A 14,768-nucleotide genomic window follows, 5' to 3' on the forward strand; every position below is an offset into this window, starting at 1 on the left:
GCAGTAATGTTGAGTGCCACAAGACTTCATTTCTGAGTAGTAAATAGGCCCTGGTGAAACTGATGACAGGGAAAAGCTCGTAGTTGACGTCTATCCGCTTACACAGTTCCGGGTGCTTGCTTTACAACCAGGCACAAGTACTGTCCGAAACCGTACTGCTCAAGGCTGCCTCACTCTACACCACCATTCCGTCAGGTAGGACAATGGCATCGGTTCTTTGTTGCTGCCGCCAAATGGAAGGGAACTTTTACAAGAGGAATTGATCTTAAGCTATAGGTCAATTATCCGAATTCAATAATTTAATGCATAGTCCTATTTCTTATGTTCAATTACAGGCAGATTCTGATCGATTTTCTTCTGTTCAGGATATCACTTTCTCTGAATCTGCTGCATCAGGGCAGGTCTTCTTCCGTGGTGTTGCAGAAGTAGACTCTTTTCCATATCCCATGTGTACTGATGAGATGTCTGAAAATCACTTTCAGCGGCCAACGGTGCCTTTTCATAATCCATTTCTTAATCCCCATTTTAAAAAAAGGTCGGTAGTAATCGTAGTCAGCCATGCTACAAAAGATCATCCAGTTCACTTACCAGCCAGGACAGACGCCTGGAATGGTACACCTGCCCCTAGATATATTCCGGATAATGAACGTTTTTCGATCCAGTCAATTTTAGGTTTAGGTCAATCATCCCAGCCAGGCTCATCGGCGCACTCTTTTCATCATAACGAAAACCAAACTCAGACCTCCGCAGAGTATGAAATGGAGTCATCAGACAATATAGCCGGGTCAAGTGGTAAGAATCCTGACGAAAGTTACTCATTACTAATTGAACGTCAAAGTAATCGCGACCAGAATGACCCCGCTTACATAAAACGCCTCAGGCCGCGTCAAGGGAAGCACAACCCGGTTGATCCCGATTACGTAAAACGCCTCAGGCCGCGTCAAGGGAAGCGCTACCCGGTTGATCCCGATTACGTAAAACGCCTCAGGCCGCGTCAAGGGAAGCACAACCCGGTTGATCCCGATTACGTAAAACGCCTCAGGCTGCGTCAAGGGAAGTGCTACCAGAGTAGTCCCGTACACGCACAGCGCGAAAGGGAGCGCAAAAAGGAACTTCGCAAAGATCCCGTAAACGGTGATCACCGGAGGATGTACCATAGGGAATACTACAGGAATAATCCCGCTTACGCAGAACGCAAAAAGATTCGTCGAAGGGAGCGCTACCAGAATGATCCCGCGTTCGCACAGCGTGAAAGGGAGCGCTCAAGGAAGAACAAAAGGGTACTTCGCAATAACCCTGCTTTAATACAACGTGAAAGGGAGCGCGAAAGGGAGCGTTACCATAATGATCCGGTTTACGCAGAACGCAAGAAGGCTCGTCAAAGGGAGCGCTACCAGAATGATCCCGCTTTCGCACAGCGCGAAAGGGAGCGCGTAAGGGAGTGCGTAAGGGCGCTTCGCAAAGACCCTGCTTACGCCCAGCGCGAAAGGGAGCGCGAAAGGGAGCGCGAAAGGGAGCGCGTAAGGGAGCGCAGAAAGGAGCTTTGCAAAGATCCCGCTTACGTTGAACAACAAAGGGATTACCAAAGGGAATACCAAAGAAGGCGCCGCCTTAGAGAGTCTTGCAAAGACCCCGCTAAAGCAGGCCGAATAAGGCAGTGCTCTCAGGGTAGACATTAAGGAATTCATGGCAGAATGGGTGTTGGCGCTGTTAAGTAGTTAACCAAATGAAATCATATATTTCTGACTAAGTGGGCAGTCACTCTGCGGCGTTGCAACTCCGGTCACATAGCTACGGCTATGCTCCCTACGGTGCGCCTTGCATAGTAACTGCCCACTTAGCCAGAAATATACGATTCCATTTGGCCAACTACTTATGCACTCAGAGCCTGTCGAACTTAAGGCTGTCCTGAGCGGCAATTGCCCATGCATTGCTCCAGCTCCCGCATCCATGCAGTCGTACGGTTGCGATAAACTGCTCTGAAAATTTCTCGCAATCCTTGCTATGGATGCTTAAGTCCGACAGGCTCCTGGAGTCAACACAAAAGGGAGCCACAGGGCTCCCGGAAGGTGATATTTGCTCAGGACGGCAGAATGATATTGCCACCGGCTTCGCGGATCGCGGCCAGATTCTCTTCATCAAACTTGCTGTCGGTGATAATGCAATCCAGCTCTTCCAGACGAGCAATGGTTTTCATGCTGGAGGCACCAAATTTACTGGAATCCGCCAGCAGAACGGTTTTATTGGCCCGTTCCATCATTTTGCGACGGATATAGTAGTGATCGTTGGATGCCGTGGTCACGCCATTGTTCAGGCTCCAGCTGTTGGTGGCCAGGAAGGCGATATCCGCATTAATGCTGTCCAGGAATGACAGGGCAGCAACATCCGTGTGCGCCTTGGTGATGGCGCTGACATTACCCCCGGTGGTGAACACCTTAACCGTTGACGAGTCTGACAGCTGCAGGGCAATTTTCAGGTCAGTGGTGATCACGGTAACCTTCATGCGCATCATCAGTTTGGCCAGCGCCATTGTACTGGTACCAGAGTCCAGCAGAACGATCTGCCCTTCACGAATCTGCTTCAGGGCTTCATGGGCGATGGATTTTTTCTCTTCGATATTCACCGCGTTTTTCTTTTCGTAAGGGATATCTTCCATCAGGAAGCTTTTGGACACAGCACCGCCATAGGTCACGCGCAGCTTGTCTTCTTGCTCCAGGGTGCGAATATCACGACGGATGGTCATTTGGGAGACATCGAAACGTTCGGCCATTTCTTCGATGTTGGCACAGCCTTTTTCTTCAACAAAAGCAAGAATATGTTCGCGACGTTCAACCGGAAGCATAGTTGTTCCTCATTAAATGGAGCATGATCAGTTTGCCCTGTTGATCAACTGGCACATCAGGTTCGCAGAACTCGACCAACGGTAATGATGCTTGCTTCCGATGAGTATTCAGAAAAGTATTGTCCCGTAAGAGGGGCTTACGGGGTTACCGTGCGGTAATGAACTGATGGCACTCGAATGCAGAAGACCGATCAATGGGCATTTGGCGCGGGATTATATCACCAGAATGATGAACTATTACTAATTTTTCATGGACTCGCGCAGCCCGGGGGAGTGTGAAAGGCCTTAACAGAAGGGCACCACAAAGGCACAAAGACACGAAGGTTTTTTCCGGGCTTGCCTGAGCTACGCTCAGCAAACAAAAAAGGCTTCCTTTGTGCTTTCGTGTCTTTGTGGTTCAAGGCTTTTATAACTTGTGCAAGTTATAAACCGGGAAGTTAATTCAGGACCATTCCTTACTCATGCTCAACCGCCACTGCTCTGGCGTGGCTTTCCCTGACTGACAGGATCAGCTGGTCCTTTTCAGTCCACAGTTCATTCACCCAGTTCTGACACTGTTCCCGAAATACCTCATCATTGCTGTAATCCCGACCAAGATAAGCGTCAGAAATTGTCTGTTTTTCAATCCTGACCCAGATACCATTCATCTTTCTGCAGAGTGTCCAGTCCTGCAATTTGCCACTGCATCCTCCGGGTCAGTTTTATCCAGCCACTGTTGATGCTGATCCAGCACTCAGCAATAGCGATGCACAGGCGGGTACACAGTTTTTGCCAGGGTTTGATCGGGATCAGAAAACGACTAATACTGAATGCCAGTAAAGGTATGCTCATAACCAGGGTGTTTATCGCGAGTACACTCGCGGATAGGCAACCCCTGAGAAAAGCCGGAATAGATGACAGCATAGTATCTACACACGTTCGTTATTATCATTGGGCAACTTCATGCTGATGAGAATGTAAGAGTTTTTTCAAGCCTTGCCAAGGGATACCTTCGCGCTTTTTATGGTTCTCACCCCGATTGCCATTTTGTATGGACACAATTTCAGCAGCAATCGCAATGGCTATTTCAGCAGGCTTTCGGCCCCCAACACTTTCCAGTCCAACCGGACAGCGTAGATGCTCAATTTGGGCTGGCGAGAAACTGCCTTTGTGTTCCAGTCGCTGACGGAAACGCTGTGCCTTGGTTTCTGAGCCAATAACACCCAACCAACGACTTTGGTCGTTTTTCAGTGTTGCTTCGGCAATGGCGAAATCCAGCTGGTGGTTGTGGGTGACCACCAGAACAAACGTATTCTCAGGCAGGTTTTCTACCTCCAGCTCCGGCTGATCGCTGATGCAGACCCGGACATTTCCCGGTAGCTGTTCAGGAAACAGTGCTTCCCGGCTATCGATCCAGGTAATCTGGCAATCCAGAGGAGCCAGAACATTCACCAGCGCATGACCCACGTGACCGGCACCAAACAGGGCGATACGAAAACCACAGGTGGTGATCGGTTCCAGTAGCGCACTGACACTGCCACCACAGCACTGCCCCAGCTTCGGGCCAAGGGGAAAGTGCTCCAGAACCGGCTCTGAGTGGTGGTTAAGCAGCAGTTCCCGGGCTTTCTGGATCAGTAGAAATTCCAGTTGCCCGCCACCGATGGTATCAAAGCACTGGTCAGCCGTGACCACCATTTTACTGCCAGATTTTCTGGGGGCAGAACCTGCTGATCCCAGAATGGTCACCAGTACACCTGACTCGCCGGTTTGCTGAAGCCTGGCCAGGGCATCAATCCACATATCCTCTCCCATCACACGGTTTATAGCGCGTTCTTTTTTATGGATGTGACGGCCGTCAATACCCTTTCCGGGGTGGCAGGCACATCAATTTGTGGATTAACCTGATAATCCGAAAGGCTGGATACGGCATCCCGAATGGCACACCATACCGACATACCCAGCATAAAGGGGGGCTCCCCTACCGCCTTGGAGTGATAGATGGTGTGTTTCGGGTTTGGCTGCTGGAACAGCTCAACATTGAATACCGGTGGCATATCTTCAATGGTGGGGATTTTATAGGTAGCCGGGTTATTACTGAGCAAACGTCCACTGTCGTCCCATACCAGCTCTTCGGTGGTCATCCAGCCCATGCCCTGAATAAAACCGCCTTCAATCTGACCCCGATCAATCGCCGGGTTCAGTGAGTGGCCTACATCGTGAAGAATATCCACCCGATCCACCTTGTACTCACCGGTCAGCGTATCCACGGTGACTTCTGATACGGAAGCACCACAGGCAAAGTAGTAGAACGGTCTGCCACTGGCGGTTTCCCGGTCGTAGTGAATTTCCGGCGTGCTGTAGAAACCACTGCTGGATAGGGAAACCCGGTGCAGATAGGCCGCCTGGATAAAGTCGGCAAACGGCATTTGACGTTCACCAAGATGTACTTTGTTATCATGGAATGCCACTTCCTGCTCTGAGACGCCATAGTGCTCCACCGCAAAGTCCACCAGACGATCGCGGATTTTCTGGCAGGCATCCTGAGCGGCCTTGCCATTCAGGTCGGTACCACTGGATGCCGCAGTGGGTGATGTGTTGGGTACTTTGTCGGTGCGGGTGGACGTCACCTGCACCCGTTCCAGAGCAACACCGAACTCGTTGGCCACGATCTGGGCGACTTTGATGTAAAGACCTTGACCCATTTCGGTACCGCCATGGTTGATCTGAATACTGCCATCGGTATAGATATGGACAAGAGCACCGGCCTGGTTCAGATGTTTCGCGGTAAAAGAGATGCCAAATTTTACCGGTGTCAACGCCAACCCTTTTTTCAGTACCGGGCTTTGCCGGTTAAATGCGCGGATGGCTTCCCGTCGTTGCCAGTAGTCTGAGCTTTCTTCCAGCTGGCCGATCACCTCATGCAGTACGTTATGTTCCACGCGCTGGTGGTAATGCGTGGTATTCCGGTCAGTGATGCCATAGAGGTTTCTCTTGCGAACCTCCAGGGGATCCAGACCGGTTGAACGTGCAATGTCGTCCATAATCCGTTCAATCACCAGCATCCCCTGAGGTCCGCCAAAACCTCGGAAAGCGGTATTGGATGCGGTATTGGTTCGGCAGCGATGGCCGATCACGGTGGCGTTATTGAGATAATAGGCGTTATCAGAGTGGAACATGGCCCGGTCGACAATGGCGTCGGTCAGGTCCGGAGAGTGCCCGGCATCACCAGCCAGCTCGATATCAACACCTGCCAGCAGGCCCTGCTGATCAAAACCCACGGTATAGCGATGGCGAAAAGGGTGTCGTTTACCGGTAGAGAGCATATCCTGCTGTCGATCAATGCGAAACTTCACCGGTCTGCCGGTTTTCACCGCCAGAAGTGCCGCAATACAGGCCGGGGCGGCGGCCTGGGTCTCCTTGCCACCGAAACCGCCGCCCATACGGCGCACATCGGCCACCACTTTATTCAGTGGTATGCCAATGACTTCAGCGACCAGCTTTTGCACTTCCGAAGGGTGCTGGCTTGAGGTATACACATGGAGCTGACCGTCTTCCTGGGGAATCACGCTGGCAATCTGTCCCTCAAGATAGAAGTGCTCCTGTCCACCGTTCGACATCTGTCCTGATAGCCGGTGATCGGCATTATGGATGGCCTGTCCGGCGTCGCCTTTTTTCATGGTGTGGTCAGGCCGTACAAAGGAGTTTTGCGCCATGGCCTGATCAATACCCAGAATGGCATCCAGCGGACGATATTCAATCACGGCTTTGCGGGCTGCTATTTTCGCCGCTTTATGGGAGGTGGCTGCCACGGCAAACACCGGTTGGCCGATATAATCCACCCGGCCATCGGCCAGTAGCATATCGCCCGGAAAGACAGGGCCAATATCTTTGTGGCCCGGAATATCGTCTGCGGTGATGACCGCGACCACACCGGGCGTATTCCAGACTTCCGCAAAATTGATGCTGACGATATCTGCATGGGCTTCTGTGGAAAGACCAAACCCGGCATGCAGTTGGTTGGCCATTTCCGGACGATCATCAATATAGAGGGCTTTACCCGTCACATGCAGATGAGCACTGTCGTGTTTAGCGGAGCGGTTTCCGCTTATAGGACTTTGCTGCTGTTCACTGGCCAGATCCGGTAGTTTACGCATGACAGATAATCCTTACATTCTGGCCAGACAGTTCCATAAAATAACGCTCGAGCAAATTGCAGGCGGCTACAAGACGATACTCGCTACTGGCCCGGACATCGGACATGGGGCTGAACTCCTGACGGATAGCGGCCTTGGCCTGACTGAGCGTTTTCTGGTTCAGTGGTGATCCCGTTAAAATCTGCTCACACAAGTCTGCACGCCTGGGGATGGCCGCCATGCCACCCAATGCCACTCTTGCCCTGGTTATGTGTCCATCGTCGCTGGTTTCCAGATTGATCGCGGCAAGGACGGTGGAGATGTCATCACCGTAGCGTTTGCTGAGCTTATAGACTTTCAACTGATGCGGGGTTGTGGGAATACGGATTCGGGCAATGTATTCACCGGATTTAAGCTCAGTCTTTTTGTAATCCAGGAAAAACCGGTTCAGAGGGATATTTCGGAGGGTGTCTCCGTGACGAAGATCCAGAGAGGCATCCAGCGCCAGTAACACAGGGGGAGTGTCGCCTATGGGCGAGGCATTGCCGATGTTACCGCCCAGGGTTCCCTGATTGCGTATCTGCTGGGAGCCCAGCCGGTCCAGCATCTGTGCAAACTCAGGAAAGTACTTCGACAATATGGGTTTCAGACTCCGATAAGTAGCAGCCGAACCAATCACCAGCTCATTGTCTTCCTCGTGAATGGTCTGCAGAGAAGGAATACTCTTTACCAATACCAGTTTGTTTATTTTCTTCAGCTGTTGAGTCACGTCGAGCCCAAGATCGGTCCCACCGGCCAGAATTCTGGCGTCAGGGTTTTCCACCAGGTACCGGGCGAACTCATCTTCACTGGCAGGAATAAATGCACCGTTACCGCTGACACTGCCCTGTTGTTCTATGGTTTGCAGTCTGGATAAAGTTTCTGCCCGGTGTCTGAAGAATTGGTCATCCGGTTGCCCATTGGCCAGGCTCTCAGCGGCATCAACCAGGGGGCGGTAGCCAGTGCACCGGCACAGGTTGCCGCCCAGGGCCTCAAGAATATCCGGTTTATTTTCCGGAGGTTCATGGTGAAGCGCAAATAAGGACATCACAATGCCCGGGGTACAGAAGCCACATTGCGACCCATGGTGGTCAACCAGTGCCTGTTGTACCGGGTGTAACTCGCTCTTGTTTTGGTTATCTTGCGGGTGGGCCGAGCCTGCCAGGTCTTCTACGGTCAGTAGTTGCTTACCATGCAGCGAAGGCAGCAGCGCAATACAGGCGTTCATGGTATTATATTTCAGCCGATCGCCCTCTGGCTCACCAACCACAACGGTGCATGCGCCACAGTCACCTGAGCAGCAGCCCTCTTTGGTGCCGGTACGTTTTTCATTAGCGGCAGGCTCTGCAGAGGTGGTGTCAGCATTGGCTCGGAGATAATCAAGAACCGTGGTATCTGAAGCGGTGTCCTCAACTTCGACGAGTCGATCGTTAAGAAGAAAGCGAATCACGATGGCATGTCCTTTTCTTTTTATTTTGTCTTTCTATGCCATGACAGGCCTTGTGCAACAGACTCTGAAGCTCTCGTTGGGCGGGCTGTATGGCATTTCCAGCCTGTTAATTTGCTTTAATTTGACTATCTGATCAGTAAAATAGCAAGCCACCAACTGTGAATTTTATTGACTATATAGTCAGAAATTTGCATTGTTCCAGTCCAGGTTGTTAGTCTTGCCAGACTGGATAAAGATTTTCACGACAGAATACAGGTACCTGAATCCGGGAGGCTCTGCTTCCGTATGACCGGGATCTTAAAATTTTCAACAACAGGATTAGAGCCTCTATGAATAGAGCGGATACAACACCACTGCCTTTGGCCGATGAGAAACCCACGTTTCTCGAGCGGTTATTCAAGCTTAAGGAGCATAACACAACGGTAAAAACCGAGCTGGTGGCCGGTTTCACTACCTTTGTCACCATGTGTTACGTAGTGTTTGTGATACCGGGTATGCTTGCCGATGCCGGTATGGATAAAGGTGCTTTGTTTGCGGCTACCTGTATTGTCGCCGGTTTGAGCTCCATCGCTATTGGCCTGTATGCCAACTGGCCCGTAGGCCTGGCACCTGGTATGGGCCTGAATGCGTTCTTTGCCTATGCCGTTGTGCTGGGCATGGGCTACTCATGGGAACAGGCGATGGGTGCCGTTTTCTGGGGGGGTATCGGTTTTATGCTGCTGAGCCTGTTCAAAATCCGTGAGTGGATTATTAACAGCATTCCGAAAGGTCTGCGAGTGGGTATTACCGCCGGTATTGGCCTTTTCCTCGCGCTGATTGGTCTGAAAAATGCCGGTATTGTGGTGGCCAGCCCGGGCACTATTATCACGCTGGGTGATATTACCCAATTCAGCCCGGTGATGGCCTGTTTGAGCCTGCTGTTGATTCTGGGGCTGGCTTACCGTGGCTTCAAGGGAGCGGTGCTGACCGCCATTGTCGTTGTTTCGGGAATAGGCCTTCTGGCCGGGGATATCGCCTTTCAGGGAATATACTCCGCGCCACCGAGCCTTGAACCTGTGGTTGGCAAACTGGATATCATGGGTGCACTGAAACCCGAGATGCTGGGCGTTATCGTTGCTTTCATGTTTGTGAATTTGTTTGATACCACCGGAACGTTGATTGCCGTTGGCGATAAAGCTGGTCTGGCTGACGAGAATGGTAAGATGCACAACATGAACCGGGCGATGGTTACCGATGGCACCGCTTCCTGGGCTGGTGCCCTGATGGGAACACCGACGGTGACATCCTATGTAGAAAGTGCTTCAGGTGTCGCAGCAGGTGGACGAACAGGCCTGGTAGCCGTCACTGTGGGTGTTTTGTTCCTGCTATGCATGTTCCTTTCGCCACTGGCGGCCATGGTTCCTGCCTATGCGACAGCCGGTGCCCTGATTTATGTTGCCGTGCTGATGGCCGGGAGCCTTGCGAACATTGACTGGAATGATCTGACGGAAGCGGGTCCGGTGCTGATTACCGCCATTATGATGCCGCTGAGCTTTTCTATCGCTAACGGCATTGCTCTCGGGTTTATCGCTTACCCACTGGTAAAGCTGCTGGCAGGCAGGGCCAATGAAGTCAGTATCAGTATGTGGATTCTGGCCACATTATTTGTTCTGAAGTTTATTTTTTTCGGTATTTGATTGAGTCATACCCGGCCATGCATGGGCAGTCAGTGAATATGGCTGCAAATGGTCGGGTGTTTAGGTGTTGCAATCTCTATTCATAGCAATAAACCGCCGTATTTCTGGGTGTCTACTGACTATGGCTTTGGCTCCAGTTTCCTTAATATCCGTCTTAATTATTTTACCAGTAAGATTTGATTAGGATTGCTATGAAAAAACTTTTGACCCTGGCACTGATGAGCGTGCTGAGCTTTGGCGTTATGGCGGATGACTGGAAAAAACTCGGTGAGCGTCGTGTGTCTTTCCAGAGCGAACAGGATGTCATTCATGTAAGCGGTTTTAAGGGTAAGTACGATACCATCGCATTCAGAGTGGGCAGAGCGCCCATTTTCATGAAGAAGATCCGGGTGGTTTTTGGTAATGGCGAATCTCAGAATATCTACATCAACAAGCGCCTGCATCAGGGCAAGCGTTCACTGCCATACCGTCTGCTCGAGGGTGACCGCGTCGTCAATAAGATTGAGCTGGACTACAGAACCGCTGTCGGTGGTCATAAATATGCCGAAGTGAGCGTCTACGGCAAGCGCAGCTGATTGCTGGCAATGCATTCCTAAGGCAGCGTGTCTCGCTGCCTTTCACTTTCTGCCCCATTTCTTCTAGCAGAACTGCAATTTCTGTCTATCTTTTCTTTACTGCTTCTATTCATCGACAAACTTGATCAGGGATTATCGTTTTAATACCAATTCCATAACCGGGTCAATACTGTTCAGAGTGGCGGCGTTCCCATAAGCCAGAGAGTGATGCCAGCAAATGCTACGAACGGCAGTGATTGGAGCGGGTTATCTCGGTAAATTTCATGCTCAGAAGTATGCCCGGCTGGCATCCAGCCACCTTGTGGGCGTTGCCGATATCAACGAGACCTGTGGCCAGCAGGTTGCCAGCAGCTGTAACACCCATTATTTCAGTAATTACCGGGATCTGATCGGGCAGGTTGATGCCGTCAGTGTTGTTGTTCCTACCGCCCTGCATCACGCCATAGCCAGTGACTTTCTGAAAGCGGGTGTGCATGTGCTGGTGGAAAAGCCCATCGCCAGTAACGTATCTCAGGCTGAAGAGATGATTAAGCTGGCCAGGGAGCAACAACTGATCCTCCAGGTTGGCTTTCTGGAGCGCTACAACGCGGCACTGGGGTGCGTTGCCGACAAGGTTAGCCAGCCCCGGTTTATTGAGTCTCACCGACTGGCCAGCTTTAAACCACGATCCATGGACATCAATGTGATTATGGATCTGATGATTCATGACCTGGATATTATTCTGAATATAGTGGATTCCCCGATACTGGATATTGCGGCCAATGGCAGTGCGGTTTTGTCAGATACCATTGATATTGCCCAGGCCCGTTTGTCGTTTGCCAATGGCTGTGTTGCCAATGTGACCGCCAGTCGAATCAGTCAGAAAAGCAAAAGGAAAATGCGGATTTTCCAGAAATGCTCCTGTATCTGCGTTGATTTTCAAGCGTTGAAAGTCAGCCATTTCTTTAAAGGTGAAGGGGAGTTGCATCCGGGTGTTCCAGCCATTGAATGTCAGGAGCAGAGTTATGAGGGCAGTGATGCGCTCAGGCTGGAGATTGAAGACTTTCTTCTGAGTGTTATTGCCGCAAGCCCCCCAAAGGTCAGTGGTGAAGATGGTCGAGATGCGTTGCATGCCGCGAACCGAATTTCGGAGATTATTCATAAGACGGGTGTCAGCCTATGACAGCGAACGTTGAGCGGCTGGCAAAGGATAAAATAACCATTAGCGAATAATCGGTACCATTTTATCGAGTGTAAAAGGGGCACCATGAATCAAAAAAAAATGAATACTATCCCAATGGTGGATGTGCAGGCATGGCATCGGCCAATTCAGGCGCAGTTAGAAAAAAAAGCACTGGAAGTATTGCGCAGTGGTCGTTTTATCATGGGGAAAGAAGTGGAGCTTTTTGAACAGGAGGTCGCTCATTACCTGGGAGCCAGGTACGCCATCAGTTGTGCAAATGGTACCGATGCACTTGTTCTTGCTCTCCATGCCGCCGGTATAGGGCCGGGAGATGAGGTATTAACCACGGGTTTTACCTTTTTTTCTACAGCCGAGGCCATTATCCAGGTGGGGGCAACGCCTGTTCTGGTTGATATAGACTCAGAGACATTCAATATTGACCCCCTTGAGCTGGAGCGAAGTATCACTTCCCGTTGCAAGGCAGTGCTGGTTGTCCATCTTTTTGGTTTACCAGCAGCGCTTCGGGAGATTCAGGCCGTCTGTGATCGTCATGGTTTAATCCTGCTGGAAGACTGTGCACAATCCTTTGGCGCTGGTTATCAATCCCGAAAAACTGGTAATTTCGGTTTACTCGGTACTTTCAGTTTTTTTCCCAGTAAAAACCTGGGCGGATTTGGTGATGGTGGTCTGGTCATTACCAGCGAATTAAAAGTCGCCGAAACGGTACGGATGCTACGAAATCACGGCAGTGCATACCAGTACCACCACGAGTGCCCGGGCTACAACAGTCGTCTGGATGAAATTCAGGCGGCCCTGTTAAGAGTCAAGCTGGAGCATATAGAGGTTTTTAATGCTCAGCGACAACAGGTGGCACAATGGTATCGAGAATTTCTGAACGATAGTGAGGTACTCTTTCCTCATGGGCAGCAGGAACATATTTATCATCAGTTTACGGTTGTTTTGCCCTCTGGCCGGGATATGGTCAGGAAGCGCCTTGCCGGTGAGGGTATTGCCAGTGCTATTTATTACCCGTTGCCTCTAAATAAGCAAAGGGCATTGGCAGGGAAAGACGGTGAACATGAACTACCCGTATGTGAGCAGTTATCCGAACACTGTCTTTCACTGCCAATATATCCTGGTATGACCAGAAGCCAGACCAAGACCGTTGCCAGCACATTGATTAAAGTGATGCATTAATTATTGAAGCATCTCAGTTATGGCAAGAGAGCCTTTTCGTCAAGTCAAAGCAGACCCTAAGAAATTGCCCCCTGCTGATCCACCTCCCACGATACCAGAGGCGGCTCGAAAGGCGGCTCGAAAACTTGGCGTGATGGGTCATTAAAAGAAGAACTCTCCAATCCTGGCTGAGACCGAACGGGAGCCGTGCATTTGCTACAAACGAACGAATACGATGAGGGATCTATGCAGATGAACCCATCTCCCGGGTACGGTGGAGGAGCCATGCTGTTGGGATCCCAGAATGGTGGAGATGATACCGATGGTTGCTCCGAGCTCTGTTGCTTGTCACCAGTGTAGGAGACTGGTTCAGTACAGATGGCGATCTGTCGTTCCGGAAGTTTCTTGACGCATTCGCAGTGACTAGAGATGCCAATAAAGGTGGCTACAGGACAGGCAAGACTGGCAAAACCAAGAGGTATGCCGAGGAAGGCATAAGCGATTTGGCACTTGGATATTAATGCACCCGCAAAGTAACCGCCGATGGCACCGATAGCACCATAGCCACTCGAAATTTTAGCAGTTTCTTTAACAGCTTGAAAATCACAGCCATAACCGGCCGACCGATGTTCCACTCGTTGTGGCTGTTTGATCACCGGTGGTGGAGTACGAAGAGAGACATTCATATGTCTTATATCCTCAGAATATTAGTTATTTATATCCCACAATTTTTATGGCAGTTATGCTGCGGCAAACAGGGGGTGAATCTCTTTGACTGAATTATTTTGCAAAAGTTCATTTAGAATTGCTTTTTAATATGATTTCGTTTGGTTAACTACTTATCTATTGGCAAAACAGGGATCATTCTGGTGACGCATTTTTTTGTGCTTTGCGTAAGCGGTATCTTCGTGACGCTTCTCTTCTGCGCTCTGCGAAATCGGGATCATTGTGGTAGCGTTTCTTTCTGCCCTCCCTTTGGAGCTTCCTTCGGCGCTCTGCGTAAACGGGATCATTCTGGTAGCGTTCCCTGTTTTTCTTCCTTTCGAGTTCTGCATAAACGGGATTTCTGCGAAGCTTTCTTTTGAGCTCCCTTCTGTGTTCTGCGTAAACGGGATCATTGTGGTAGCGCTCTCTTCTGCGATCCCTTTGGCGCTTCCTTAGGCGCTCCGCGTAAGCGGGATCATTCTGGTAACGTTCTCTGCCTTGCGCCCTTCGGCGCTCTGCGTAAGCGAGATCATTACGGTAACGTTCCCTGCATTTCTTCCTCAGGTGCTCGGCGTAGGAAGGGTCGTTTTTGTAGCGCTCCCTTCGGCGCTGTGCATTGGTGAGCGCTTTACGAGGCCTCCTTTCGTGCTCAATGGGTAAGGAGCAACGTTCATCAGGCTCATCAACTCTTGCCTGGGCTAAATCGTCTGATGAATGAATTTCATCCCCTAACCCTAACAGAGAATAGATTGAAAACCGTTCATTTTCAGGAATATATACGGGAGCAGGATCATTATTCTGTGATCCTGTTTTTACCGGTAAGTGACGTGGTTGATCTTCTTCAGTATCGCTATAAGCGATGACTATCGATCTGTTTTCAAACCGGGAATCATTCAATGCCTTGTGAAAAGACTTCGTTGGCCGCTGAAGGTGGTTTTTATCAGTACCCATGGCACATAGAATATGTGCTGCTTCTACAATTTCACGGAGGAAGAGTTGACCAGATGTGCCAGATCCAGACGAAACAGCAT

At 50.4% G+C, this 14,768-nt stretch carries 13 protein-coding genes; 5 read left to right on the forward strand and 8 right to left on the reverse strand.

Annotated elements, in window-relative coordinates; genetic code table 11:
* Window positions 1-369 precede the first annotated feature (369 nt).
* Window positions 370-510 (reverse strand): hypothetical protein, encoded by a 141-nt coding sequence (locus CX664_RS26555; protein WP_163371680.1) that lies wholly within the window; start codon window positions 508-510, stop codon window positions 370-372.
* A 248-nt stretch (window positions 511-758) separates the two neighbouring features.
* Between CX664_RS26555 and CX664_RS18620 the strand changes: the two genes are divergently transcribed.
* Window positions 759-1,679: a hypothetical protein gene (locus CX664_RS18620; RefSeq protein WP_101748182.1), complete on the forward strand. Its 921-nt coding sequence runs from the start codon at window positions 759-761 to the stop codon at window positions 1,677-1,679.
* A 401-nt stretch (window positions 1,680-2,080) separates the two neighbouring features.
* Here CX664_RS18620 and CX664_RS18625 read toward each other — a convergent pair whose 3' ends face one another.
* From CX664_RS18625 to xdhA, 6 genes are all read right to left on the reverse strand, one after another.
* Complete coding sequence (locus tag CX664_RS18625) at window positions 2,081-2,842, reverse strand: DeoR/GlpR family DNA-binding transcription regulator (protein ID WP_101748183.1); 762 nt, start codon at window positions 2,840-2,842, stop codon at window positions 2,081-2,083.
* Window positions 2,843-3,297: 455 nt separating this feature from the next.
* The gene (locus CX664_RS18630; RefSeq protein WP_174783932.1) at window positions 3,298-3,489 is read right to left on the reverse strand and encodes a hypothetical protein; all 192 of its coding nucleotides are present in this window, start codon (window positions 3,487-3,489) and stop codon (window positions 3,298-3,300) included.
* Complete coding sequence (locus CX664_RS26560; RefSeq protein WP_163371684.1) at window positions 3,464-3,673, reverse strand: acyltransferase; 210 nt, start codon at window positions 3,671-3,673, stop codon at window positions 3,464-3,466. The genes CX664_RS18630 and CX664_RS26560 overlap by 26 nt, the downstream gene beginning before the upstream one ends.
* Window positions 3,674-3,769: 96 nt before the next feature.
* Window positions 3,770-4,621 carry a xanthine dehydrogenase accessory protein XdhC gene (xdhC, locus tag CX664_RS18635; protein WP_101748184.1) on the reverse strand — a complete coding sequence of 284 codons (852 nt, stop codon included), beginning with the start codon at window positions 4,619-4,621 and terminating at the stop codon, window positions 3,770-3,772.
* 20 nt (window positions 4,622-4,641) lie between these two features.
* On the reverse strand, window positions 4,642-6,975 hold the full coding sequence (xdhB, locus tag CX664_RS18640) for a xanthine dehydrogenase molybdopterin binding subunit (RefSeq protein WP_101748185.1): 2,334 nt from the start codon (window positions 6,973-6,975) through the stop codon (window positions 4,642-4,644).
* Complete coding sequence (gene xdhA / locus CX664_RS18645; RefSeq protein WP_101748186.1) at window positions 6,968-8,443, reverse strand: xanthine dehydrogenase small subunit; 1,476 nt, start codon at window positions 8,441-8,443, stop codon at window positions 6,968-6,970. The genes xdhB and xdhA overlap by 8 nt, the downstream gene beginning before the upstream one ends.
* A gap of 329 nt (window positions 8,444-8,772) precedes the next feature.
* Between xdhA and CX664_RS18650 the strand changes: the two genes are divergently transcribed.
* The 4 genes from CX664_RS18650 to CX664_RS18665 all read left to right on the forward strand — a co-directional run bounded on the left by CX664_RS18650 (window position 8,773) and on the right by CX664_RS18665 (window position 13,053).
* Window positions 8,773-10,119, forward strand: a complete 1,347-nt coding sequence (locus tag CX664_RS18650) for an NCS2 family permease (protein ID WP_101748187.1) — start codon at window positions 8,773-8,775, stop codon at window positions 10,117-10,119.
* A gap of 191 nt (window positions 10,120-10,310) precedes the next feature.
* Window positions 10,311-10,694 (forward strand): DUF2541 family protein, encoded by a 384-nt coding sequence (locus CX664_RS18655; RefSeq protein ID WP_101748188.1) that lies wholly within the window; start codon window positions 10,311-10,313, stop codon window positions 10,692-10,694.
* A 217-nt stretch (window positions 10,695-10,911) separates the two neighbouring features.
* Entirely contained in the window at window positions 10,912-11,856 is a 945-nt protein-coding gene (locus CX664_RS18660) for a Gfo/Idh/MocA family protein (protein WP_101748189.1), read from the forward strand.
* A gap of 84 nt (window positions 11,857-11,940) precedes the next feature.
* Window positions 11,941-13,053: a DegT/DnrJ/EryC1/StrS family aminotransferase gene (locus tag CX664_RS18665; protein WP_244910692.1), complete on the forward strand. Its 1,113-nt coding sequence runs from the start codon at window positions 11,941-11,943 to the stop codon at window positions 13,051-13,053.
* An 840-nt stretch (window positions 13,054-13,893) separates the two neighbouring features.
* Here the strand turns inward: CX664_RS18665 and CX664_RS25850 are convergent.
* Complete coding sequence (locus CX664_RS25850; RefSeq protein ID WP_146000141.1) at window positions 13,894-14,688, reverse strand: hypothetical protein; 795 nt, start codon at window positions 14,686-14,688, stop codon at window positions 13,894-13,896.
* Window positions 14,689-14,768 lie beyond the last annotated feature (80 nt).

The sequence above is a fragment of the Endozoicomonas acroporae genome (assembly GCF_002864045.1).
Lineage (GTDB): Bacteria > Pseudomonadota > Gammaproteobacteria > Pseudomonadales > Endozoicomonadaceae > Endozoicomonas > Endozoicomonas acroporae.